This window comes from Rhodococcus sp. 3258 (genome assembly GCF_031456475.1).
Lineage (GTDB): Bacteria > Actinomycetota > Actinomycetes > Mycobacteriales > Mycobacteriaceae > Rhodococcoides > Rhodococcoides fascians.
Map to the genome: position 1 here is coordinate 123,705 of NZ_JAVDUT010000003.1, position 22,299 is coordinate 146,003.

Here is a 22,299-nt window from a genome sequence, read left to right on the forward strand (position 1 = left end):
CCTGAAGGTCGTGCGTTTTCGAAAATACGAGCCGCGAATGCACCCACTCTAGGCGGTGGAACCGACAAATTTTTCAGGCCGACGGTGTGTCCTGGGAGGACGTGACGGGTGTGACGAACGAGACTGAAGTTGCCTCATTCGGCGGGAACCGGCCCGTCGTCCGGCAGCGGCCCGACGACGTCGATGTACTCCGGAAGCAACGGCTCGACGGCGAACTTCCCGGACACCGCGTCGGGCGGAAGTGCCTCCACCGCCCGCACCCCGTCGCGGCCTGCCACCTCGCTCAACTCGGCCGCGGTGCCCCGCACGACCACCGTCACCACGCATGCGCATCCGCTCAGCAACCGGCGCTGCGACACAGCGTCTATCTGAGCCTGCCGGTCCTCCACGCCGAACGATTCCTGGATCTGGCCGGCAGCGCGCGCGGTCGCATTCAGTATCGACCGTTCACTGCCGGGAACACCGACTGTGAGGATCGGAGTTTGCACGCGATCGAGCGGTACTCGAAAGAGCACCATCGAGATGCGCACGCCGTTCGCGGCGGCGTAGGCCTGTTCGGCGGTGAGTTCGCGATCGAACGACACCGATCCCCAGCGAGGTTCGGCATCGTTGCCGAGCAGACTCGCCTCGGCGCGAGCCAGGTAGTCGGTCACCTGCTCGCCGCTCTCCGGGCCGAGCCGGTCGGTGCCCACGCGCAGCTGCCGTTGCGGGTTCAGATGGCCGACGACGGCCAGGCCACCGACCACCAGAGCGATCGTGACGACGACACCGACCACACCCGAGACTCCGCGCATCACGCCTTCCGGAGCACCTCGAGAGCGTGTTCGAGGTCTGCCGGGTACTTGCTCTCGATCTCGACCCAGCGGCCGTCGGACGGGTGCGCGAAGCCGAGCGAACGCGCGTGCAGCCACTGACGTTCCAGGCCCAACCGTTCGGCCAACCGCGGGTCGGCCCCGTAGGTCAGGTCGCCGCAACACGGGTGCCGCAGCGCCGAGAAGTGCACGCGGATCTGGTGTGTGCGACCGGTTTCCAGGTGGACGTCCAGCAGGCTCGCGGCCTGGAAGGCCTCGACCGTGTCGTAGTGGGTGACGCTGGGCTTGCCGTCCGCGCGGACGGCGAACTTCCAGTCGTTGCTGCCGTGCCGTCCGATCGGAGCATCGATGGTTCCACTGCTCGGATCCGGATGTCCCTGCACCAGGGCGTGATAACGCTTGTCGATCGTGCGAGCCTTGAACGCCCGCTTGAGCACGGTGTATGCCCGTTCGGACGTCGCGACCACCATCACCCCGGACGTTCCCACATCGAGTCGGTGCACGATGCCCTGACGCTCGTGCGCGCCGGACGTGGAGATTCGGAAACCGGCGGCCGCGAGGCCGCCGATGACGGTCGGCCCGGTCCAGCCCACACTGGCGTGCGCGGCGACGCCCACGGGCTTGTCCACGGCCACGACGTCGTCGTCGGCGTAGAGAATCTCCATACCTTCGACCGGCTCGGCCTCGATCGTCAGCTCACGTGCAGGTTCGGGCAGAGTCACTTCGAGCCACGACCCACCCGAGAGGCGATCGGACTTCCCGACGGCACTGTGATCGACCAGCACCGAGCCCTCTTCGGCCAAGGCTGCGGCGACCGTGCGCGAGAGCCCGAGAAGTCGCGCCAGGCCGGCGTCGACGCGCATGCCGTCCAAACCGTCGGGCACCGGCATGGAACGCGATTCCCTCACGAGTCGGCCTTCTGCGGGGCATCGGACGTGGACTTCGTCACCCGTTCGCCGTTGGGCTCGAAACCGAACAGGCTGAGCGCTACGAGCAGGATGGCCCCGCACACGATGGACGAGTCGGCGACATTGAACACCGGCCACCATCCCACCGATACGAAATCGACCACGTGACCCTGGAACGGGCCCGGTGCGCGGAAGAACCGGTCGATCAGGTTGCCCAGAGCGCCGCCGAGAACCAGACCCAGACCCAGCGCCCACCACGGCGAACGCAGCGTTCGACCGATCTTCACGACCCCGATCACCACGGCCACGGCGACCAGCGTCAACAACCACGTCATTCCGGTGGCCATGGAGAACGCCGCTCCGGGATTGCGCACCAGCCGCAGTGTCACGACGTCGCCGATGATCTCGATCGGGTTTCCAGGCTTCACGAAGTGCACCACCACGATCTTCGTGATCAGGTCGAACAGCAGAATCACTGCAGCGATCGCCACCAGGAGTCGGGTCCGCAAAGGTGCGGCGGGCCGAAGCACAGCACTGCCGGCGTCGGACACCTGCCCGTCTGCAGCCTCGCTGGGTTCGGGGGTTGCACTGGTCTCGGTGGTCGGATCGTCGGGTCGGTCGTCACTCACCCGTCCATCATGGCGCATCGACAACCTTCGGTCCGCATCCGAGCCGCGTGGTAGCGGTCTGCGCACACGGTGTCATCAGTAGCCTGGTGCCCGTGAAGTCGACCGAACGCACCCGCACCGTCCGCTCCGGCTTCGTGGCCGCATCCTGCGCAGTGGCTCTACTGGCCGGATGCTCGAGCGGTGATCCAGATCCTGCACCCGAGCAGACCCCGTCCTCGAACGAGGTCACGATCGCGGTGACGCCCACGACCACCACCGTCGTCGATCCCGGTAGCGAGCCACGGCGCGCGCTCACCTTCGACAGCTCCGACACGGACGCGCAGAACCAGAGCGTCGACCTCACCACCACCTCGACCGTGCAGCAACAGATCAATGCTGCTGCGCCGCAGGACTTCTCCAGTCCGGAACTGACCGTGCCGCTGACTGCCTCGGCGTCCGACACCGTGCCGGACGAGGACGCGTCGAGCGGGGCCACGACCTCCGTCGAGCTGACCATCGGGGCGGCGACGTCACCGGACGCTGGACTGACCGACGCACTCTCCGCATCCGATGGATCGACTGCACGATTGGCCAGGACCGATTCCGGAGCGATCACCGCTCTGCACATCACGCCGGCCGACGATGCCCTCGATACCGCCCGAGCCGCGATCGAACGCTCCTTGAACGCGGCCGTGTACCGATCCATCGACTTTCCCGAGGCGGAAGTGGGGGTCGGCGCGGTCTGGACCGTCGATCAGCAAGTGCTCAGCGGCATCACACTGAACCAGCGCACCACGGTCACCTTGCGTGCACTCGACGGCGACCGCGCGACCCTCGACGTGGCCATCACCCAGACGCCCGAATCGTCGGTGTGGAATCTGCCCGACAATGCGGGCACGCTCAACATCGCGTCCTACACCTTCACGGGCGCGGGAACACTCGACGTCGATCTCTCCCGACCACTTCCGGTCGGAGGTGCGATCACCGCGGGCGGCGAGCAGATGTACACCGACCCCGACAGCACCACGGTGCTTCGGCAAACCGTCGGCGATTCGATCACCTGGACCGCCCGATGACGCGCGCTGCCACCCGAGTACTGGCGACGTTGTCGATTCTCGGGATCGCTGCCACCGGATGCAGCACGAACGAGCCTGCCGAAACGGCCACGCCTGCCGTCACCACCGTCGCGGCTCCCGACCCGCTGCGCGGTCCGCCCATCACCGATCCGGCCGCGCTGACTGCCGCGATGCTGGGACTCGCAGACCTGCCGGACGGCTTCTCCTCGATTCCCGATCCGGTTCGAGATCTGGGATTGGATCCGGCGCCGGAGTACGACTCGCCTGATCGCTCGAGCACCGACCCGGCCGAGTGCGCCGCCGTCCTCGCGCCGGTATCGCAACAGCAGGCCGGAGCCGCGTCGAGCGCGGTGGTCCGCTTCTCCGGTCCGAATTTCTCGTCGATCGACGAGGACGCGGCGAGCTATCCCGTGCCGGGAGCCGCCGAGGCTTTCGCGAACATTCAGCGAGCGTGGGCCGAGTGCTCGACGTTCACCGGAACCGACGCGGACGGTATCGGCGTCGACTACTCGGTGGCGGGGCGTGACCAAGCGACCGTCGGCGACGCGTCCGCATCGATTCGACTGACCACCACGAGCGAGGGCTTCACGCTGGTCTCCGACGTCGTGGTGGCGGTGGTCGACTCGACCGTGGTGCAGATCGTCGTCTCCGACCAGAGCGGACTCGAACCGGAGACCGTCACCGCCGTCGCGGGTTCTGCAGCGGATCGCATTCGATCGGCCGTGCCCAGCGCCTGACCGCCGTCCCTACACAAGACGAACTGCCGGTGACGCCCTCTCGAAAAAGGGTGTCACCGGCAGTTCGCGGTTGGTCAGAGACGATCGGCAGGACTCAGGGTGCGGGGCACGCCGGGCTGGTCAGCTGCGCGAGAGAAACGATGCCGCAGGCGTTCTCCTTGGAGAGCTTCCACACACCGTCCTCGGGGACGAACTTGAACGTGCCGGGGTTGGCCTGGCCGTTGAGGGTGATGGTGATACCGGCGTTGAGCTCACCGGTGCCCAGATCGTCGATGCTGGTGATCTCGATCTGTGCGTTGTTGGCCACAGCAGCGGCGGCAACCTGGTTGATCAGACCCGGATCCTCGGACGCACCCTGGATCAGAGCAGCCTTCTCCTCGACCGGAACGTTGGGATCGAGTCCGCGGTTGAGCTCGGTGTTGAGCTGCTCGACGGTGGGCACCGGCGGGTAGTCCCCGCCCGCGGGTGCCGCGGCGGTGGTGGTGGCAGCCGTCGTCGTCGTGGCCGTCGGCTCGTCGCCGCCACCGGAGCTGCAGGCAGACATCGTCAGTGCACCGGCGATGGCGATACCGGCAACCATGGCCCGTCGGGTGTTGCGAAGCTTCAAGTGCTTGTCCTTTTCACTCTGAGTCACGTATCGATCGTTCTGTGACTCGTCGGTCGTCTGTATTGGGGTCGTCTCGGACCGAGTCCACTATGTCAGCTCGACTCGCCCGAGTCACAACGCGAAGGGCATACCTGTGAAACCTCACAGAGTTTCCTCAGCCGCGCCACAACTCACGCCAAGCTGTCCAGAACATCGGCCACGACCAGGTCGGTGTCCGATTCTGCAAAGGTGCGGGCCGTTCCCGGACCGGTGGTCCGTGTCTCGAAACGGACCGTCACCACCGAGTGTCCCGCGCCCTGCACCCACCCGTGACCGTACCGAACATGCCGAACGTCCATACCCGGTTGCCACCGCGGACCGTCCTCGACGACGGCGAGATTCGCGGCCTCCTCCGTCGCGGGTAACGGCTCGTCCGGGACCGGAGCAACCGGCTCGTACTCGAGTTCGGGGAACAACGATCCTTGCCGAACCGCGGACAAACCGGCGAGCCCTACACCGACGAGCCGGATCGGTCCGACATCCACCGGATCGACCGCCAACCGCTGAGCAGTGGCCACGATCGTCTGCTTGTCCACCGTCGCGTAGGGCAATGTCGCCGATCTGGTGATGATGCTCATGTCGGACTTACGCAACTTGAGCACGACCGTGCGGGCCCCCCGGCCGTCCTTCAGCAACCGGCGATGAGTCGACTCGACGATGGACTCGATCGCCGGGCGTAGTTGAGCGAGAGTCGTCAGGTCGTTCGCGAACGTCGTCTCGGCACTGACCTGCTTGGCCTCGGCCCGCTCGGCCACCATCCGGTTGTCGATGCCGCGCGCCAGCTGATGCAGGCTCGGGCCCATGGTCGCACCGAGAATCGACGCCACTTCCGACTCGGGCGTAGCCACGAACTTGCCGATGGTGTCGATCCCCAAGCGGTGCAACCGTTCTCCGGCAACAGGGCCGATCCCCCACAACTTGCGCACCGGCAGATCGGCCATCAACTCGGCCTGGATGCCGGGCGCTACCACCGTGATTCCATCGGGTTTGGCCAGACCCGACGCGATCTTGGCGATCTGTTTCCCGGACCCGGCACCGATGGAGGCGACGAGCCCGGTCTCTGCCAGTACCAGCGCCCGCAGATCGGCACAGAAGCGCTCGACCTCGGCCACCGTCGCGCCCGCCAGCTCGAGCGGCTCGCCGAAGGCCTCGTCGATCGAGAGCTGTTCCAGCACGGGCATGCGCACCCGAAGCGCCTCGAAGGCACGTCTGCTCAGCTCCGAGTACAGCGGGAACCGCGGCGGCAGGACCACTGCGCTCGCACCGACGAGTCGACGGGCCTGATGCATCGGCATCGCCGAACGAGCCCCGAACGCCCGGGCCTGGTAGCTGCACCCGGCCACCACGCCTCTGCCGCCTGCACCGCCGACCAACACCGGCCGACCCCGCAGCGTCGGCCGAGTCAGCTGCTCGGCAGACGCGAAGAACGCGTCCATGTCCAGATGCAACACCCAACGCCGGCTCCGCAGAGTCCGATCGACACTGTCGGGCATGGTCAACGACGGCCGTCGGGCGGCTCGGACGGGGCGTCGGCACCGAAGCCGAGCACACGTGCGGCCCGCTCCGGTCCGGGATCGGACCACCGTGCGGAGTACTGCTCCGTCGTGGTCAGCGACCGTGTGTGCGCACGATCGATGTACAGCGTGCCGGCGAGGTGATCGCTCTCGTGGGCCACGATACGTGCGGGCCAGCCACGCACCACCTCGTCGATCTCTCGGCCGGTCTCGTCGGTGCACAGAAGCCGGACTTCCGCGGCGCGGGTGACGACGGCCTGATACCCCGGCACACTGAGGCAGCCCTCGTAGAACGAGGCCGTGCGTCGCCCTACCGGGGTGTACCGAGGATTGATCAACGCTCGGAACGACAACGGGGTGCGCTCCCGGACCCGGGCGACGCCCTCCGCGACATCGAAGAGATCCTCGATCACCGCGATCTGCAACGGAATTCCGATCTGCGGTGCAGCAAGGCCGACACCGGGCGCATCGTGCATCGTCGCACGCATCACCTCGATCAACTCCGTCAACACATCACGCTCGAGCTGGCCGGTGTAGCGCAGCGCCGGGGCACGCAGCACCGGATGGCCGGCGGCGACGATGGGAACGACGCCGCCGCGAGCCTCGGAGAGACGCTCGTGGACGGCATCGACCACCTCCTCCTCGGTCACGACGACCCGGTGCCCCTCGCTCATATGCCCTCGGTCACGACGACTTCGTGATCGCTGCCCGAACTCCCTCACCGAGATCGCTGCCGTCGTCGCCGACCGAGCCGTCGACCAGCGACAACGCGAGTACCTCGCGCGCGATCAGATCCCGATGAGCGTCCAGCCACGCCCGTCGATGTTCGGGTACCTCGATGACGATGTCGATACGGTCGGACACATCGAGTCCGTGGCTACGACGCGCATCCTGCAGCTCACGGATGCGGTCCTTGGCCCAACCCTCGGCCTCCAGCTCTTCGGTGACCGCCGAATCGAGCACCACGAGTCCTGCGTTCCCGGGCAGCGGTGCCGTCGATTCCGGCTCCGCGGCAACGAGTCTGCGGGTGTACTCCTCGGGCAGCAACGCAATGCCTGCGGCGCTCACGACACCGTCTTCGTCCTCGGACCAGTCACCGGCCTTGACTGCCTTGATGACCTTCTGGACATCCTTGCCGATTCGCGGCCCGGCAGCGCGTGCGTTCACGACGAGCTCGAATTTGCCGTGCACGGCAACGTCTTCGGTCAGATCCACCTTCTTGACGTTGACCTCGTCGGCGATGATGTCGAGGAACGGACGCAGACGCTCGGCGTCGGCGGCCGCGACGGTCACCTCGGGCAGCGGCAGCCGCACGCGCAGATTCTGTGCCTTACGCAGACCGAGCACCGTGGAGCACACGGTACGAACCTCGTCCATGCTGTCGACCAGCTCCGGGTCGGACGGCAACTCGTCGGCCGTCGGCCAATCCGTCAGGTGCACCGATCGGCCACCGGTCAACCCGCGCCAGACCACCTCACTGATCAACGGCAACAACGGAGCGGCGATGCGGGTGAGCACTTCGAGCACCGTGTGCAGGGTGTCGATCGCGTCGGCGTCCTCGCCCCAGAAGCGTGAACGTGACCGTCGCACATACCAATTGGTCAGTGCGTCACAGAACGTACGCAGTTCGTCGCACGCCCCGGCGATGTCGTTCCCTTCGAGCGCGTCGGTGATCGCATCCCGCGTGGCGGACAGTTTGGCCAGCACGTATCGATCGAGCACATGCGGAGAATCGGTCCGCCACTGCCCCGGCGTCGACGCGTAGAGCTGCAGAAAGCTCCACGCGTTCCAGATCGGCAACAGCGCCTGCCGTACTCCCTCGCGGATGCCCTGCTCGGTGACGATCAGGTTGCCACCGCGCAGAATCGGCGACGACATCAGGAACCACCGCATGGCATCCGAGCCGTCGCGATCGAAGACCTCCTTGACGTCCGGGTAGTTCCCCTTCGACTTACTCATCTTCAGACCGTCGTCACCGAGCACGATGCCATGGGCGGCAACGGTTTTGAAGGCAGGCCGGTCGAACAGTGCAGTCGCGAGCACGTGCAGGGTGTAGAACCAGCCGCGCGTCTGACCGTTGTATTCGACGATGAAATCGCCCGGGTTGTGCGTCTGGAACCACTCCTCGTTCTCGAACGGGAAGTGCACCTGCGCATACGGCATCGAGCCCGATTCGAACCAGCAGTCCAGCACCTCGGGAACGCGACGCATGGTCGACTTGCCGGTCGGGTCGTCCGGGTTGGGACGCGTCAGGTCGTCGATGTACGGCCGATGCAGATCGGTGGGACGCACACCGAAGTCACGCTCGAGTTCGTCCAGGCTGCCGTACACGTCGAGACGAGGGTAGGCGGGGTCGTCGGACGTCCAAGCCGGGATCGGGCTGCCCCAGTACCGGTTTCGGCTGATGTTCCAGTCGCGGGCACCTTCGAGCCACTTGCCGAACTGGCCGTCCTTGATGTGCTCGGGCACCCAAGTGATCTCCTGGTTGAGCTCGACCATCCGATCGCGGAACTTGGTGACCGCGACGAACCACGACGGAACCGCCATGTAGATCAACGGCTGACCACTACGCCAACTGTGCGGGTACGAGTGCTCGATGGTCTCGTGCCGCAGCAAGCGGCCCGAGGCCTTGAGATCCTTGATGATCACCGGATTGGCGTCGAACACCATCAGGCCCTCGTAGGGCGGCACCAACGACGTGAATTTGCCGCCCGCATCGAGCGGTTGCACGACCTCGATACCGTTCGCGGTGGCGACGTCCATGTCCTCCTCACCGAATGCCGGTGCGAGATGGACGATTCCGGTGCCTGAGTCGGTGGTGACGTAATCGGCCTCCAGAACGCGATGCGCATTCTCGTGGCCGAGGAAGAAGTCGTAGGGCGGTGCGTAGGCGAGGCCGACCAACTCCGCGCCGGTGTGCTCCGAGAGCACCTCCTGCTCCTCCCCCAGTTCCTTCGCATAGTGCGCGAGTCGGGCAGAGGCGAGCACGTAACGCTCACCGTCGGCACCGCGGACCTGAACGTAGTGCACCTCCGGATGCACCGCGATCGCGAGGTTCGACGGCAGAGTCCACGGAGTGGTGGTCCAGATCAGTGCGTTCGCGCCGTCCAGGGGTGTGCCCGGTGCCGTCAGGGGCATGGTGACGGTGACCGCGGGGTCCTGACGCATCTTGTAGGCGTCGTCGAGCCGGGTCTCCTGGTTGGACAGCGGCGTCTGCTCGTACCAGCTGTACGGCAGCACTCGGTAGCCCTGGTAGATCAGGCCCTTGTCGTGGAGCGTCTTGAACGCCCACATGACGGACTCCATGAAGTCGACGTCGAGGGTCTTGTAGTCGTTGTCGAAGTCGACCCACCGCGCCTGCCGAGTGACGTAATCCCGCCACTCGTCGGTGTACTGCAACACCGATTGCTTGCAGTAGGCGTTGAACTTCGCCAGGCCCATCTCGTCGATCTCGGACTTGTCCTTGATGCCGAGTTGCTTCTCCGCTTCCAATTCGGCGGGAAGGCCGTGGCAGTCCCACCCGAAACGACGCTCGACCTTCTTGCCGCGCATGGTCTGGAACCGGGGCACGAGATCCTTGACGTACCCGGTGAGCAGATGGCCGTAGTGCGGCAAGCCGTTGGCGAACGGAGGTCCGTCGTAGAAAACGAATTCCTCGGCATCGGCGCGGTTGTCGATGCTGGCGCGGAACGTGCCGTCCTCGGCCCATTCGTGCAGCACGATGCGCTCGAGATCGGGAAACGGAACGCTTCCCGATCGACCTTCGGCCAGATCCACCAGCGGGTACGACGCGTTCTCGGTGCGTGCGCTCGAATCTGTCATATCTGTCTCCTCCGTGCCGGACGCGTACAGGACGCGACATCGATTGGCACGGGGACGACATTCGGCGATGGGGACGCCGAGTACCGCGGTACCACCCCGCTTGCTCGGACCGATGGAACCCGTCGGACCGAGCCTCTCCACACGAGCTGTGACGGGCTCACCCGTTCGGTTCTACTGAACAGCCCATTTCGGTCGTTGCAGACCGAATCGTCACTGTCGTTCTTCCGAAGGCTCCCCGGTGATGGCCGGATCGACGCCTGATTGTTCTTTCGTCTGACAACCGTCGAACTGATGTACTGCCCGCCTGATGCACTACCGCGTAGATGCTACTTGTCGATCTCAGGCGGTGGCCGTCGCCCGAGCAGGGCCCCGACCAGGAGCAGCACCGCCCCGACTATGCAGATCACGATGCAGGCCCAGGCCCAGACGACCGATCCGGTCATCAGGGCCAACACCAGGAACCCGAACCCGACAGCCGCCGCGCCGAGGGTCAGAATCAGCACAGGATTCCTCGCTCACCACTCGACGCTACAACCGAGCCCGACGCTGCCCCGAGAGGCAGCGTCGGAGAACGATCGCGTCAGTTGTTGCCCTTGGCGTACGACTGGCTGTAGCCGGACGTCTGGTTGTCCTGGTTGAAGTTGTCCTGGCCGTTGTCCACCGGCAGCGCCGAGGAACGGTTCTCGAGCTCTTCGAGCTGCGATTCGAGGTACGACTTGAGGCGCACCCGGTATTCGCGCTCGAACGTCTTGAGCTGCTCGATGCGACCTTCCAGCACGGACCGCTGCTGGTTGATCGTCGCCATGATCTCGGTGTGCTTGCGCTCGGCGTCGGCCTGCAATGCGTCGGCCTTCTCCTTGGCCTGGCGAAGCTGGGTCTCGGAGCGAGTCTGTGCATCGGTGAGCAGCGACTCGGACTTCTGCCGCGCTTCGGACATCATCGACTCCGAACGAGCCCGGGCATCCGACACCAGACGTTCGGCGTTGGTGCGCGCATTACCGAGCAGCTGCTCGGACTCCGTCTTCGCATCGCCGGTGAGGCGGTCCGCCATCTCCTGCGCGAGACCGAGAATCTTCGCGGCCTGCATGTTGGAGTCGCCGCTCTGCTGCGGTGCTGCGGCCACGGGAGCGACCGGCGCGGGCTGCTGAACCACCGGTGGCGGCTTGGGGGGATCGACCGGCCGCTGCGGCTCGGCTTTCGGTGCGGCGACCTGAGCCGACTGTGGGCTCTGGCGCGCAGAGTTCTTGGCGTCCGTAAGCTCCTGGTCGAGCTCACCGACGCGCTGGCGCAGGTCGGCGTTCTCTTCGATCAGTCGGGACAACTCTTGCTCGACGAGGTCGAGAAATGCGTCGACCTCGTCTTCGTTGTAACCGCGCTTACCGATGGGCGGCTTGCTGAACGCAACGTTGTGCACATCAGCTGGAGTCAGCGGCATGGAAGGATCCCTTCACGCGTCTTGGGGCGGTAGAGCAAGCATTCAGTTATATGCCATTCCGCGCGAGTGCAGAACAATCAAACTGTAACTGGCGTCCATTCTGTCACACGGGACACGCAGCTTGCGCTGGGTCCCGAGTTCTAACATTCCATCTTCGGCCTCAGGCCGCGAGGCTGCTGGTCACATTCCACAGAATGAACACGACGAACAGCAAGACCATGATCGACAGGTCCAGTCGCACACCACCGAGGTTGAGCGGCGGAATTATCCTGCGCAGGAACTTCACGGGCGGGTCGGTGACCGTGAAGATCGCCTCCAGAAGGATGACGACCAGCCCGGTCGGTTGCCAATCTCTCGCGAAAGTCCTGATGAACTCGACGATGATTCGACCGATGAGAAGGAGCCAAAAAAGAAACAATACGATGTTGATCACCGTGAACACGATCACGGCTATACTCTGCCTGACTTCGCCGGGCTGAGCAAAGTGCGCTGGTCACAGCTCCGACTTGCCGCCCCAAGGGGAGAAACGATCACTGCTGGCTGTAGAAGCCGGTTTCCGCGATTCGCCTGCGCTCCTGCGGGGATACATCGACATCGGCGGGCGAAAGCAGGAACACCTTCGTGGCCACCTTGTCGAACGATCCTCGGAGTGCGAAGGCCAATCCGGCAGCGAAGTCCACGAGTCGCTTGGCGTCGGCGTTGCTCATTTCGACGAGATCCATGATGACCGGAGTACCGTCACGGAAACGCTCACCGATGGTGCGCGCCTCGCTGTAGTCCCTCGGGCGCAGGGTGGTGATCTTCGAGAGTGGGCCCCCGTCGTCGACGATCGGGCTGCGTCGCGTCTCGGCCCGCACGTCCATGCGGGTGTCCATCGCCAGCGCGCCACGGGTGGCAGCGCCTCGGGTCGACGGTCCTGCTGTGCCGCGTGCGCGTCCACCGATCGGAGCGAGCGTCGCAGCGGGGCGAGGAGCCTCGTAATCGTCGTAATCGTCCTCGGCCTGCGCGTGCCGCGAGCCACCGAACGACGGCTTGACGAAGTCACGATCGTCGATGTCGTCGTAACCGTCACGGCCACCACGGGGACTGCGGCGGGTGTCCGGATCGTCGAGGTAGTCGTCCTCGTAGTCCGCGAGCGGAACCATGCCGAAGTACGCCTTGAACTTGTGCAGGGTGCTCATCGTTCTGCCTTCCGTGGCCGTGTCTACTGTCCATCTCCAGGTTCGCAAGTGTCTGTTGTGACTGATGTGATCCGTGGACTGTTATTGGGAGGCTATCGGCCGCGCACCGAGTATTGCGGTACCGACACGCACGCACGTCGATCCGTGTCGCACAGCAGCTTCCAGGTCCCCCGTCATGCCGGCCGACAACTCGCGGGCATCTTGATGATCACGCAGAAGTCGCTGATGCAGCACTTCGAGATCACCGAACGCAGCGTCCGCATCGGCGTCCAACGGAGGTACGGCCATGAGTCCGGCCAGACGCAAGCCGGGTGCGGTCGACACCGCGTCGGCCAACTCGTACAGGTCCCCGCGTTCGACGCCGCCGCGGTGGACATCGCCGTCGAGACTGACCTGAACGAGGACGTCGAGCGGCGTCGTCCGAGCGCCGTCGTCGAGTGCTGTCTCGGTGGCCTTGGACAACGCGGTGACCAACCGAGCGCTGTCCACCGAGTGAATGGAGTGCGCCCACGCAGCGATGGACTTCGCCTTGTTTCGCTGGAGATGCCCGATCATGTGCCATCGGGGCGGATCAACGCGGAACTCCTCTGCGGTCTCGGCCACTTTGGGCGACGCATCCTGCTCTCTGGACTCGCCGAACTCACGGCAGCCCAGCTCGTACAGGATCCGAACGTCGGACGCGGGGAAGAACTTCGTCACCGGCAGCAGAGTCACGGTCGAGTCTTCTCGACCTGCGTCCGCACATGCTCGCGCCAATCGTTCGCGTACCGACGCCAACGCGGCGGCGATCTCGGCAGCTCGGTCGGTGGGCTCGCTCACGACATCCTCTCCTGGCCGGAGTCGGGAACCTCGTCTGCGGATGCGGAATCCATCCACACGACGCTCGCGATACGGCCGGTCGAACCCTCCCGGCGATGGCTGAACAGGGTGCGATCCTCGATGGTGCACCGGGGATCCTGAGCCACTCCGTGCAGGCCGGCGGCAATCAGCTGCGCGCGCACACCGGCCGGGATATCGAGACCGGGGGTGTTCCGAACCGTCGTCGTCGCGCTTCCGGGAAGATGCTTGTCGACGTCGGCGCGCATGTGGGCGGGTACCTCGTACTGACGCCCACTGGCCGCCGGGCCGAGGAAGGCCCCGATCCTCTCCGGGACCGCGCCCAGCTCGACCATCGACGCGAGTACTCGAGGAATGATGCCGATGCGGGCACCGACACGGCCGGCGTGCACCGCGGCGATCACGCCCGCCTCTTCGTCGGACAGCAACACCGGAACACAGTCGGCCGTCAACACCACGAGCGCGAGATCGCGTTGCGTCGTCACCAACGCATCGGTCATGGGAACGGGCTCGGACACCGGCCCGTCCACCACCGTGACGGTGCGGCCGTGGACCTGCTCCATGAACACCATGCGTTCGATGCCCATACCCAAACGGTCACCGAGGCGTCGACGGTTGGCCTCGACAGCAGCCGGGTCGTCGCCTACGTGGTCACCGAGATTGAAGGTGTCGAACGGCGGGGCCGACACGCCGCCTGCTCGCGTCGTCGACACCCGCCTGACCCGAAAGGAGTCACTCACCGCCGCATGAAGGACGGTACGTCGACCTCGTCTTCGCCGTCGTCCTCGGCGACGGGAACGCGGCGTCCGGATCCGACCGACTCGCGGCCTTGACCGCCGGAATCCCGGCCGTGACCGGCTGCGGACTCGCGGCTGGACGATTCGCGGTTCGACGAACTGGACGAGTTCAGCGGGGGCAGGCTCGATCCGCTGGGTGCGCCGACCGGGTCGCGGAACACAGCGCCCTCGGAGCTGTCGTTCGAGCGTGAGGAGACCTCCCCCGAGCGCGCCGATCCGATCGGGCCGCGGGTGGATGCCGCTGCCTCGACCGGACGACGCGTGGGCGTTCCTCCGTCGAACCCGGCGGCGATGACGGTGACACGAACCTCGTCGCCGAGAGAGTCGTCGATGACGGTTCCGAAGATGATGTTGGCGTCGATGTGCGCAGCTTCCTGGACCAGCGAGGCGGCCTCGTTGATCTCGAACAGGCCGAGATCCGAGCCACCCGCGATGGAGAGCAGCACTCCGCGGGCACCTTCCATGGACGCTTCCAGCAGCGGCGAGTTGATCGCGGATTCCGCGGCCTTGATCGCGCGGCCTTCACCGCGGGAGGAACCGATGCCCATCAGCGCACTGCCTGCGCCGGACATGACGCCCTTGACGTCGGCGAAGTCGACGTTGATCAGCCCGGGGGTGGTGATCAGATCGGTGATGCCCTGAACGCCGTTGAGCAGGACCTCGTCGGCACTGCGGAACGCATCCATGAGGCTGACGGCTGCGTCGCCGAGCTGAAGCAGACGATCGTTGGGGATGACGATGAGCGTGTCGCAGGATTCACGCAGCTGCTGGATACCGGTGTCGGCCTGGCCACCACGGCGCTTGCCCTCGAAGGAGAACGGACGCGTCACGACGCCGACGGTCAGCGCGCCGAGCTTGCGCGCGATGTTGGCGACGACGGGAGCACCGCCGGTACCGGTTCCGCCACCCTCACCTGCGGTGACGAAGACCATGTCGGCACCCTTGAGGACCTCTTCGATCTCGTCCTTGTGGTCGTCCGCTGCGCGGCGACCCACCTCGGGGTCGGCACCGGCACCGAGTCCGCGAGTCAGCTCACGGCCGACGTCGAGCTTGACGTCGGCGTCACTCATCAGCAAGGCCTGAGCGTCGGTGTTGACGGCGATGAACTCGACTCCCTTGAGTCCCTGTTCGATCATCCGGTTGACCGCGTTCACGCCGCCGCCGCCGATGCCGACGACCTTGATTACGGCGAGGTAGTTGTGCGGGGGCGTCATGGGCTCTCGCCTTCCGTGGATTGTTGCTCGAAAAATGTGGAAAACCCTCAACCTAAACCACAGGCTTAGAGTTATGTCAAGTACTCGACTGATCGGAACGCTATTCACCGACGGCCACGATCGCCATTAGGCGCGCCGATGCCGCGCCGAAAATATGAGCCTTTCGGACCCGTTGCTATTTCGTGGTCGGAAGATCGGGACTGGACACGTCGAAAATCTGACCCGGTTGCGACAGCAGCGCGATGGCCACCGCCCCCTTGCGCTCGGAGTTGTCCTTGTTCCCCCACACGACGGTACGCCCGTCCAACAGCAGGATCGAGATGTCGGACAGCGTGCTCGCGCGCACTTCGCCGACCTGACCTCGAATCAGCGGCGGCAGCGAATCGAGCACAGCCAGTGCATCTTTCGTCACCGGATCGCCGAAGACAGGATTGTCGGTCACCAGTCGGACCACCCCGGGCGGAGGCGGTGCGACGGCGAAGTCCACGCCGGTCGCATCGAGCAAGTGAGTGCCGTCGGGAGAATCGACGAACGCCACCGGGACACGTTCTTCGACGGTGACCTGCACGGTGGACGGGTATTTCCGTTGCACCCGAACCGATGCCAGCTCCGGTATCGACGCAACACGCTGGGCCGCGGCCGCGGCGTCGACACGGACCAGCGGCAGGCCGGTCGGCACCTCGAGTCGGTCGAGGATCTCCTGTTCGGACACCGACGAGGCTCCCACGACCGAGATCGTCCGAACCGACAGCAGCGGCGTGAAGTAGACCAGTACTGCCGACCCGACGATCACTGCGACAACCGCCACGACGGCAAGCACCGCGCGACGGCGTGACCGTTTCACGCGAGCGCGCTCTTCTTCCCTGGCCTGCGCGCGAGCTTGCCTGTCTGTGACCGACGACGTCGAATCACCCTGCCCGGCAACGGGTTCCGATCTGGAAGCGCGGTCTCGATCGGACCGACGAGTCACGTCGACGGCCGATCCTTCGGTACCGCGCGGCCGGTCGTGGCACCGAAATCGGTTTTGGAACGAAGGGCGTCGAGAATGGGACCGCCGAGCATGGTCACGTCGCCCGCACCCATCGTGATCACCACGTCGCCGGGACGGCTGAGATTGGCCACCTGCTTGGCGACCAACGACAGATCCGGTTGGTAGTTCACCGGTTTGGTCACCGACGCTGCGACCAAGGCCCCGGTCACACCGGGCAGGGGTTCCTCGCGAGCGCCGTAGACGTCGAGCACCACGATCTCGTCGGCCAACGACAGTGCGGTACCGAATTCCTCGGCGAACGTCGCAGTACGTGAGTACAGATGCGGTTGGAACACCACCACGACCTGCCCCCGCTCGCCCGGAAGTGCTTGACCCGCGACCAACGCCTGCGCAGCGGTCAGCACGGCCCGCACCTCGGTGGGGTGATGGGCGTAGTCGTCGAACACTCGTACTCCGTGCTCGCGTCCGGTGAACTGGAACCGCCGGTGCACTCCCCCGAATCCGGTCAGCCCGGCCAGCAACTCCTCGACCCCCGCGCCCACCTGGCGGGCAGCCACGAACGCCGCCAGGGCGTTGAGGGCGGTGTGCCGTCCCGGTACTCCCAGCCGAACCGTGCGGGCAGAGTCCTCACCGGCGATCTGCAACTGCGCGACGCCGCCGATGTCCTCGGGCTCCCAGGCCAACAGGCGAACGGCCATCTCGACCGGTCCGGCGTCGACGTCGGACGACCCGTAGCCGAGCACCGTCACTCCGGGGAGATTCTTCTCGACCACGCGGCGGGCCAGAGCTGCCGAACCCGGATCGTCCATGCATGCCACCAGCACACCGCCCGGGTGCAGCAGCGCGGCGAAATCGTCGAACACCTTCACGTAGGCCTCGGTCGTACCGAAGAAATCGAGATGATCGGCCTCGATGTTCGTCACGATGATCACGTTCGCGGAGTACTGCAACAGCGAACCGTCACTCTCGTCCGCCTCGGCGACGAAGACGTCGCCACTGCCGTGATGCGCGTTGGTTCCGGCCTCGTTGAGCTCACCGCCGACGGCGAACGACGGGTCGAACCCACAGTGCTGCAGTGCGACGACCAACATCGATGTGGTCGACGTCTTGCCGTGCGTGCCCGACACCAGCAGGGTGCGGTACCCCTCCATCAACGACGCGAGGACGGCGGGCCGCAACACCACCGGAATCCCGCGATCGCGAGCCTCGACGAGTTCGGGGTTGGTCTTGGGTATGGCCGCGTGGGTCGTCACGACCACGGTGGGGCCGCCGTCGATCATGTCCAGCGCGCTTGCATCGTGCCCGATTCGCACCAGCGCACCGCGGGCTCGCAGCGCCAACACCCCGCGCGATTCCTTGGCATCCGATCCGGACACCTGACCACCGCGCGCCAGCAGAATGCGTGCGATCCCGGACATCCCGGCACCGCCGATTCCCACCATGTGCACCCGTTCGAGCTCTGCCGGCAACTCCGACATCGCCGCACCCTCAGTTGTCACGCGGACGTCTCCCTCGTTCTGTGGCATTCTCGCCGCCGCCCGGTTCAGCGCCGCGCCGCGTGCGCGGTATCGAGCACGATCTGCGCAACGGCAGCCGCAGCACCCTTGTGACCGGCTCCTGCCGCAGCACGGGACATCGCGGCGATGCGCTCGGTGTCGGCCACCAAAGCGACGACCGTGTCGGTCACGTACTGCGCGCTCAGCGTCGCGTCGGCTACCAGGATGCCACCTCCGGCGTCGACGACGGGACGGGCATTGAGCTCCTGCTCACCGTTGCCGTGCGGTAGAGGCACGTACACGGCAGGAAGCCCGGTCGCGGAGACTTCGGCGACCGTCATGGCACCGGACCGGCAGATCGCGAGATCGGCCGCCGCGTAGGCCAGGTCCATCCGGTCGATGTAGGGCACTGCGACGTACGGAGCATCCGGATTGCTCTGCTCCACGTCCAGTGTGTTCTTGGGACCGTGTGCGTGCAGAACCGAGATGCCGGCGGCGGCAAGGGCGGCCGAGGCACCGGACACTGCGTCGTTGAGTGAACGCGCGCCCTGTGAACCGCCGAACACCAGCAGCACCGGCCCGTGTTCGGGCAGACCGAAATGAGCGCGAGCCTGCGACCGCATCGCTGCGCGATCGAGACCGGTGATGGTGGGCCGCACCGGAATTCCGATCACTTCTGCATCCTCGGACCCCGGTGCAGAGATACCAGATCCGGCGACGGCGGCAAGGACTCGTTCGGCGCTGCGTGCACCGACCTTGTTCGCGATGCCGGCGCGGGCATTGGCCTCGTGAATGATCACCGGAATACGGCCGCCGCGACCGAGAAGTCGACCGCGGGCAGCGAGATACGCAGGAAGCGCGACGTAACCGCCGAAGCCGACCAGTACATCGGCCTCGACCGCAGCGAAGATCTCCCGGGTTCGACGCACCGACCGTGCGACCCGAACCGGTAACTTCACCAGGTCGAGAGTGGGCTTGCGAGGCAGCGGCACGGGCGGTATCAGTTCCAGCGCGTAGCCGCGGGCGGGTACCAGTGTCGTTTCGAGCCCCCGGCTGCTGCCGAGGGCGGTGACGGTGACGGTGGGGTCGAGCTCGCGCAGGGCGTCGGCCACGGCGAGCGCGGGCTCGATGTGTCCGGCGGTTCCGCCTCCGGCCACCACCACGGATATCGGCCTCGATGTCTGCTTCACCGTCGATATCCTCGCTCACCCGAGCGGACCGGCGGACGACCGGGTTGCGGTTCCGGACGCGGCCGATACGGCGACCGTGGTCCGGCGGCGTACCCGCTGCCGGTGTCTCGGCGTTGGGGCTCGGCACGGCGGGCGTGGCCACGGGGTGCGTTCCTGGCCGACCCGTTGGGGCCGGCCGTGTCCACCCGTGAACTCGACACCCGGGTACGTCCGGGCTCGGGTGACCGTGCCCCGCGGCCGTCCTTGTTCTTGCGGGACTCGAGACGTGTGCGATCCTGCGCCGCCAACGTGGGACGGGTGGATTTGGAGCGTGCCATCGCGGCCCGCTTCGGTGAGAAGACAGCAGGCAGCGGCAATCTCAGAGCTCGGGCGATACGACCCTCTTGCCCGGCGTGCAGCGCGGCGATGGCTTCCGGTTCGTGTCGGGCCGCACTGGCGATGATCCCGAACATCAACAGCGTGATGGCCGTGGACGTACCGCCGTAGGACACCAGCGGCAGCTGCAGACCGGTCACCGGCAGCAGCCCGACCACATAGCCGATGTTGATCATGGCCTGACCGAACACCCAGCACGTTGCGCCTGCAGTCAACAGACGCAGGAACGGATCGACCGACCGCATCGCGATGCGTAGGCCGGTGTAGACGAAGAGACCGAACAATCCGATGACGGCAAGGCAGCCGATCATGCCGAGCTCCTCGCCGATGATCGCGAAGATGAAGTCGTTGTGCGCGTTGGGGAGGTAGCTCCATTTCGCGCGACTCTGTCCCAATCCGCGACCGAAGAGTCCGCCGTCGGCCAAGGAGTACTTGGCCTGGGTGGACTGATACGACAGACCCTGGGTGTCCTCCCCCGGGTTGAGCCAGGCCTTGACGCGGTTCGAGCGGTAGCCGGCGGTGAACGCGAGCACGGTCGCCAGAGCCAAACCGGTCACCAGGACTGCTCCGAACAGCCGGGCGTTGAGGCCGGCGAACCACAGTAGTGCGACGAGAATGATGCCCAGGGCGATCGCGGTACTGAGGTTGGGCTGGAGCACGACGAGCAGACACATGAGCAGGCCCGCAGGCAGCAACGGCACCAGCAGCGACTTGATGTTGCCGTGCTCGCTGCGACGGGAGGCCAGCAGGTGCGCTCCCCACAGAACCAACGCGACCTTCGCCAGCTCGGACGGCTGGAACGAGACGACACCGAAGTCGAACCAACGCCGTGCGCCCTGACGCTCGGCACCGATACCGGGGATCAACACCAGCATCAACATCGTGATCGAGACCAGGAAGAGCGGGAACGACAATTTGCGCAGGTATCGCACCGGCAGCCGAAGCGCCGCATAAAACGCGACCACACCCAGTGCGACACCGATCAGCTGTTGCGTGAACAGCGCGTAGCCGGACTCGTCGGCTGCGAACGATTCGGCCGACGACGCGGACAGCACCATGACCAGTCCCAGCACGGTGAGCAGCACCGCGATCGTGACGATGAGGTGGAACGACGCCAGCGGCCGACCGAACCACAGTCCGATTCGGGTGCGCGGCGTGGTGGTGCGACGAGGTGGACGCGCCGGTCGAGCTGCGGTGGTCACGATCGCGGCGATCCGAGGGCGGCGATGCCGAGGCGCTCGACGGACTCGGCGAAGCTTCGGCCGCGGTGGCCGTAATCGACGAACATGTCCAACGACGCAGCCGCGGGGGCCAGCAGGACGGTATCGCCGGAGGCGGCGAACCCCGCAGCGTGGTCGACGGCCGCTCGCATCACCGCATCTGCATCTTCAGCCTCATGAGTCACACCAGCATCGTCTCCCGAAGGGAGCCTGACGACCGGAACATCGGGGGCGTGTCGCGCCAAAGCCTCTGCGATCTGCATCCCATCGCGGCCCAACACCACAGCAGCCACGAGCCGATCGGCGATCTCGACGACCAGATCGTCGATCACCGCACCCTTCAACAACCCGCCCGCGATCCACACGACCCGATCGTGCGCGAGGATCGACGAGCGCGCGGCATGCGGATTCGTCGCCTTGGAATCGTCGACGAACGTCACCCCACCGAGCTCACGCACCACTGCGGCCCGATGCGGTCCCACCCGGTACGTCCGCAATCCGTTTCGGACGGCCTCGGCGTCGACACCGATCGATCGCGCCAACGCAGCCGCGGCCAACGCGTCGAGCACACCGGACGGGCCACTCGGTTCCACCTCGTCGGCCCGGAGCAACTCGACGTTGTCCCCGAACGCACGGTCGACGAGCATTCCCGCCCGCACTCCCAGCTCGCCCGCGGCGGGTTCGTTCAGGCGGAAACCGACGACCGTCGCTGCCGGTGCCCCCGCCCGCAGACCGGCCGCCACCGCGTCGTCGAGTCCGACGACCCCGACGTCCCCGCTCAACGCGCGCGCCTTGGCCTGGACGTACCCGTCCATGCCCCCGTGCCAGTCCAGATGGTCCTCGGCGATGTTGAGCACCACCCCCGCCGCGGGACGAACCGACGGTGCCCAGAACAACTGGAAGGACGACAGCTCGACCGCGAGTACGCGCGGATGCGGGGTACCGCGCAACGCGTCGGCGATGGGGAGGCCGATGTTTCCGCAGGCGACGGAGTCGATTCCGGCAGCGTCGAGGATCGACGCGAGCATCGAGGTGGTGGTCGTCTTACCGTTCGTACCGGTGACAACCAGCCAACGAGCGCGCGGGCCGTACACCTCGGCGCGGTCGAGATGCCACGAGAACTCCACGTCGCCCCACACCGGGACGGCGTGGTCGGCGGCCGCAGCCAGCACCGGAGAGTCCGGCCGGAACCCGGGACTGGTGACGACGAGCGCAAAGGCCGCGATCGCGTCCGGATCGGCGAGCAGATCGTCCTGAACCACCACGGCAGCACCGAGCGCCGACGCCTCGTCGAGCGCAGCTCGGTTCGAGTCGGTGACGGTCACGAGTGCGCCGAGGTCCAGCAGTGGGCGTACGACGGCCAGCCCGGAGATGCGCGCACCGGTGACCAGCACCGAACTATCGCGCAACCAGGACAGATGGGTCGAGGCTTCGGTCATT

21 protein-coding genes are annotated in these 22,299 nt (G+C 66.1%); 2 read left to right on the forward strand and 19 right to left on the reverse strand.

The genetic code is table 11. The annotated features are described in order from the left end of the window. Nucleotides 1-134: 134 nt before the first annotated feature. Genes J2X62_RS11435 through lspA form a run of 3 tightly spaced genes read right to left on the reverse strand, consistent with a single transcriptional unit; the run spans nucleotide 135 to nucleotide 2,349 of the window. Entirely contained in the window at nucleotides 135-794 is a 660-nt protein-coding gene (locus tag J2X62_RS11435; RefSeq protein ID WP_032374345.1) for a hypothetical protein, read from the reverse strand. Beyond that, complete coding sequence (locus J2X62_RS11440; protein ID WP_027497328.1) at nucleotides 794-1,720, reverse strand: RluA family pseudouridine synthase; 927 nt, start codon at nucleotides 1,718-1,720, stop codon at nucleotides 794-796. The genes J2X62_RS11435 and J2X62_RS11440 overlap by 1 nt, the downstream gene beginning before the upstream one ends. Then, entirely contained in the window at nucleotides 1,717-2,349 is a 633-nt protein-coding gene (gene lspA, locus J2X62_RS11445) for a signal peptidase II (protein WP_032368097.1), read from the reverse strand. Before lspA ends, J2X62_RS11440 begins: the two co-directional genes overlap by 4 nt. A gap of 92 nt (nucleotides 2,350-2,441) precedes the next feature. Here lspA and J2X62_RS11450 point away from each other — a divergent pair, with 92 nt between their 5' ends. Then, entirely contained in the window at nucleotides 2,442-3,404 is a 963-nt protein-coding gene (locus tag J2X62_RS11450) for a hypothetical protein (RefSeq protein ID WP_230592093.1), read from the forward strand. Further along, a complete protein-coding gene (locus J2X62_RS11455) occupies nucleotides 3,401-4,141 on the forward strand; it encodes a hypothetical protein (protein ID WP_310180616.1) in 741 nt (246 codons plus the stop codon). Before J2X62_RS11450 ends, J2X62_RS11455 begins: the two co-directional genes overlap by 4 nt. 94 nt (nucleotides 4,142-4,235) lie before the next feature. On the opposite strand, the gene J2X62_RS11460 is transcribed toward J2X62_RS11455, so the two are convergent. From J2X62_RS11460 to murD, 16 genes are all read right to left on the reverse strand, one after another. Beyond that, nucleotides 4,236-4,721 (reverse strand): hypothetical protein, encoded by a 486-nt coding sequence (locus tag J2X62_RS11460; protein WP_202595107.1) that lies wholly within the window; start codon nucleotides 4,719-4,721, stop codon nucleotides 4,236-4,238. A 197-nt stretch (nucleotides 4,722-4,918) separates the two neighbouring features. Beyond that, the gene (locus J2X62_RS11465; protein ID WP_052060551.1) at nucleotides 4,919-6,280 is read right to left on the reverse strand and encodes a DNA polymerase IV; all 1,362 of its coding nucleotides are present in this window, start codon (nucleotides 6,278-6,280) and stop codon (nucleotides 4,919-4,921) included. 2 nt (nucleotides 6,281-6,282) lie between these two features. After that, complete coding sequence (locus J2X62_RS11470) at nucleotides 6,283-6,975, reverse strand: peptide deformylase (protein ID WP_080729221.1); 693 nt, start codon at nucleotides 6,973-6,975, stop codon at nucleotides 6,283-6,285. Between the two features lie 10 nt (nucleotides 6,976-6,985). Then, complete coding sequence (gene ileS, locus J2X62_RS11475) at nucleotides 6,986-10,123, reverse strand: isoleucine--tRNA ligase (protein WP_310180621.1); 3,138 nt, start codon at nucleotides 10,121-10,123, stop codon at nucleotides 6,986-6,988. Between the two features lie 326 nt (nucleotides 10,124-10,449). Continuing rightward, a complete protein-coding gene (locus J2X62_RS11480) occupies nucleotides 10,450-10,626 on the reverse strand; it encodes a hypothetical protein (RefSeq protein WP_032368099.1) in 177 nt (58 codons plus the stop codon). 77 nt (nucleotides 10,627-10,703) lie between these two features. Next, the gene (locus J2X62_RS11485; protein WP_310180627.1) at nucleotides 10,704-11,558 is read right to left on the reverse strand and encodes a DivIVA domain-containing protein; all 855 of its coding nucleotides are present in this window, start codon (nucleotides 11,556-11,558) and stop codon (nucleotides 10,704-10,706) included. Nucleotides 11,559-11,718: 160 nt separating this feature from the next. Further along, on the reverse strand, nucleotides 11,719-12,006 hold the full coding sequence (locus J2X62_RS11490) for a YggT family protein (protein ID WP_027497338.1): 288 nt from the start codon (nucleotides 12,004-12,006) through the stop codon (nucleotides 11,719-11,721). Nucleotides 12,007-12,088: 82 nt separating this feature from the next. Beyond that, complete coding sequence (locus J2X62_RS11495; RefSeq protein ID WP_032368101.1) at nucleotides 12,089-12,739, reverse strand: cell division protein SepF; 651 nt, start codon at nucleotides 12,737-12,739, stop codon at nucleotides 12,089-12,091. Between the two features lie 81 nt (nucleotides 12,740-12,820). After that, the gene (locus J2X62_RS11500) at nucleotides 12,821-13,558 is read right to left on the reverse strand and encodes a YggS family pyridoxal phosphate-dependent enzyme (protein WP_032368102.1); all 738 of its coding nucleotides are present in this window, start codon (nucleotides 13,556-13,558) and stop codon (nucleotides 12,821-12,823) included. Next, nucleotides 13,555-14,316, reverse strand: a complete 762-nt coding sequence (gene pgeF, locus J2X62_RS11505; protein WP_052074054.1) for a peptidoglycan editing factor PgeF — start codon at nucleotides 14,314-14,316, stop codon at nucleotides 13,555-13,557. Before pgeF ends, J2X62_RS11500 begins: the two co-directional genes overlap by 4 nt. After that, entirely contained in the window at nucleotides 14,313-15,587 is a 1,275-nt protein-coding gene (ftsZ, locus tag J2X62_RS11510; protein ID WP_027497341.1) for a cell division protein FtsZ, read from the reverse strand. The genes pgeF and ftsZ overlap by 4 nt, the downstream gene beginning before the upstream one ends. A gap of 175 nt (nucleotides 15,588-15,762) precedes the next feature. Beyond that, nucleotides 15,763-16,431 carry a cell division protein FtsQ/DivIB gene (locus tag J2X62_RS11515; protein WP_230593424.1) on the reverse strand — a complete coding sequence of 223 codons (669 nt, stop codon included), beginning with the start codon at nucleotides 16,429-16,431 and terminating at the stop codon, nucleotides 15,763-15,765. Nucleotides 16,432-16,553: 122 nt separating this feature from the next. Further along, nucleotides 16,554-18,056: a UDP-N-acetylmuramate--L-alanine ligase gene (gene murC, locus J2X62_RS11520; RefSeq protein ID WP_310181253.1), complete on the reverse strand. Its 1,503-nt coding sequence runs from the start codon at nucleotides 18,054-18,056 to the stop codon at nucleotides 16,554-16,556. Nucleotides 18,057-18,121: 65 nt separating this feature from the next. Next, entirely contained in the window at nucleotides 18,122-19,264 is a 1,143-nt protein-coding gene (gene murG / locus J2X62_RS11525; protein WP_027497344.1) for an undecaprenyldiphospho-muramoylpentapeptide beta-N-acetylglucosaminyltransferase, read from the reverse strand. Then, complete coding sequence (ftsW, locus tag J2X62_RS11530; RefSeq protein ID WP_027497345.1) at nucleotides 19,261-20,841, reverse strand: putative lipid II flippase FtsW; 1,581 nt, start codon at nucleotides 20,839-20,841, stop codon at nucleotides 19,261-19,263. The genes murG and ftsW overlap by 4 nt, the downstream gene beginning before the upstream one ends. After that, nucleotides 20,838-22,298 carry a UDP-N-acetylmuramoyl-L-alanine--D-glutamate ligase gene (gene murD / locus J2X62_RS11535; RefSeq protein ID WP_310180644.1) on the reverse strand — a complete coding sequence of 487 codons (1,461 nt, stop codon included), beginning with the start codon at nucleotides 22,296-22,298 and terminating at the stop codon, nucleotides 20,838-20,840. Before murD ends, ftsW begins: the two co-directional genes overlap by 4 nt. Nucleotide 22,299: the final 1 nt, after the last annotated feature.

Coding starts and splice junctions, on each gene's coding strand:
- J2X62_RS11435 (WP_032374345.1), bottom strand. CDS start 794: ATGCGCGGAGTCTCGGGTGTGGTCGGTGTCGTCGTCACGATCGCTCTG.
- J2X62_RS11455 (WP_310180616.1), top strand. CDS start 3,401: ATGACGCGCGCTGCCACCCGAGTACTGGCGACGTTGTCGATTCTCGGG.
- J2X62_RS11460 (WP_202595107.1), bottom strand. CDS start 4,721: ATGGTTGCCGGTATCGCCATCGCCGGTGCACTGACGATGTCTGCCTGC.
- J2X62_RS11465 (WP_052060551.1), bottom strand. CDS start 6,280: ATGCCCGACAGTGTCGATCGGACTCTGCGGAGCCGGCGTTGGGTGTTG.
- J2X62_RS11470 (WP_080729221.1), bottom strand. CDS start 6,975: ATGAGCGAGGGGCACCGGGTCGTCGTGACCGAGGAGGAGGTGGTCGAT.
- ileS (WP_310180621.1), bottom strand. CDS start 10,123: ATGACAGATTCGAGCGCACGCACCGAGAACGCGTCGTACCCGCTGGTG.
- J2X62_RS11485 (WP_310180627.1), bottom strand. CDS start 11,558: ATGCCGCTGACTCCAGCTGATGTGCACAACGTTGCGTTCAGCAAGCCG.
- J2X62_RS11495 (WP_032368101.1), bottom strand. CDS start 12,739: ATGAGCACCCTGCACAAGTTCAAGGCGTACTTCGGCATGGTTCCGCTC.
- ftsZ (WP_027497341.1), bottom strand. CDS start 15,587: ATGACGCCCCCGCACAACTACCTCGCCGTAATCAAGGTCGTCGGCATC.
- murC (WP_310181253.1), bottom strand. CDS start 18,056: ATGTCGGAGTTGCCGGCAGAGCTCGAACGGGTGCACATGGTGGGAATC.
- murD (WP_310180644.1), bottom strand. CDS start 22,298: ATGACCGAAGCCTCGACCCATCTGTCCTGGTTGCGCGATAGTTCGGTG.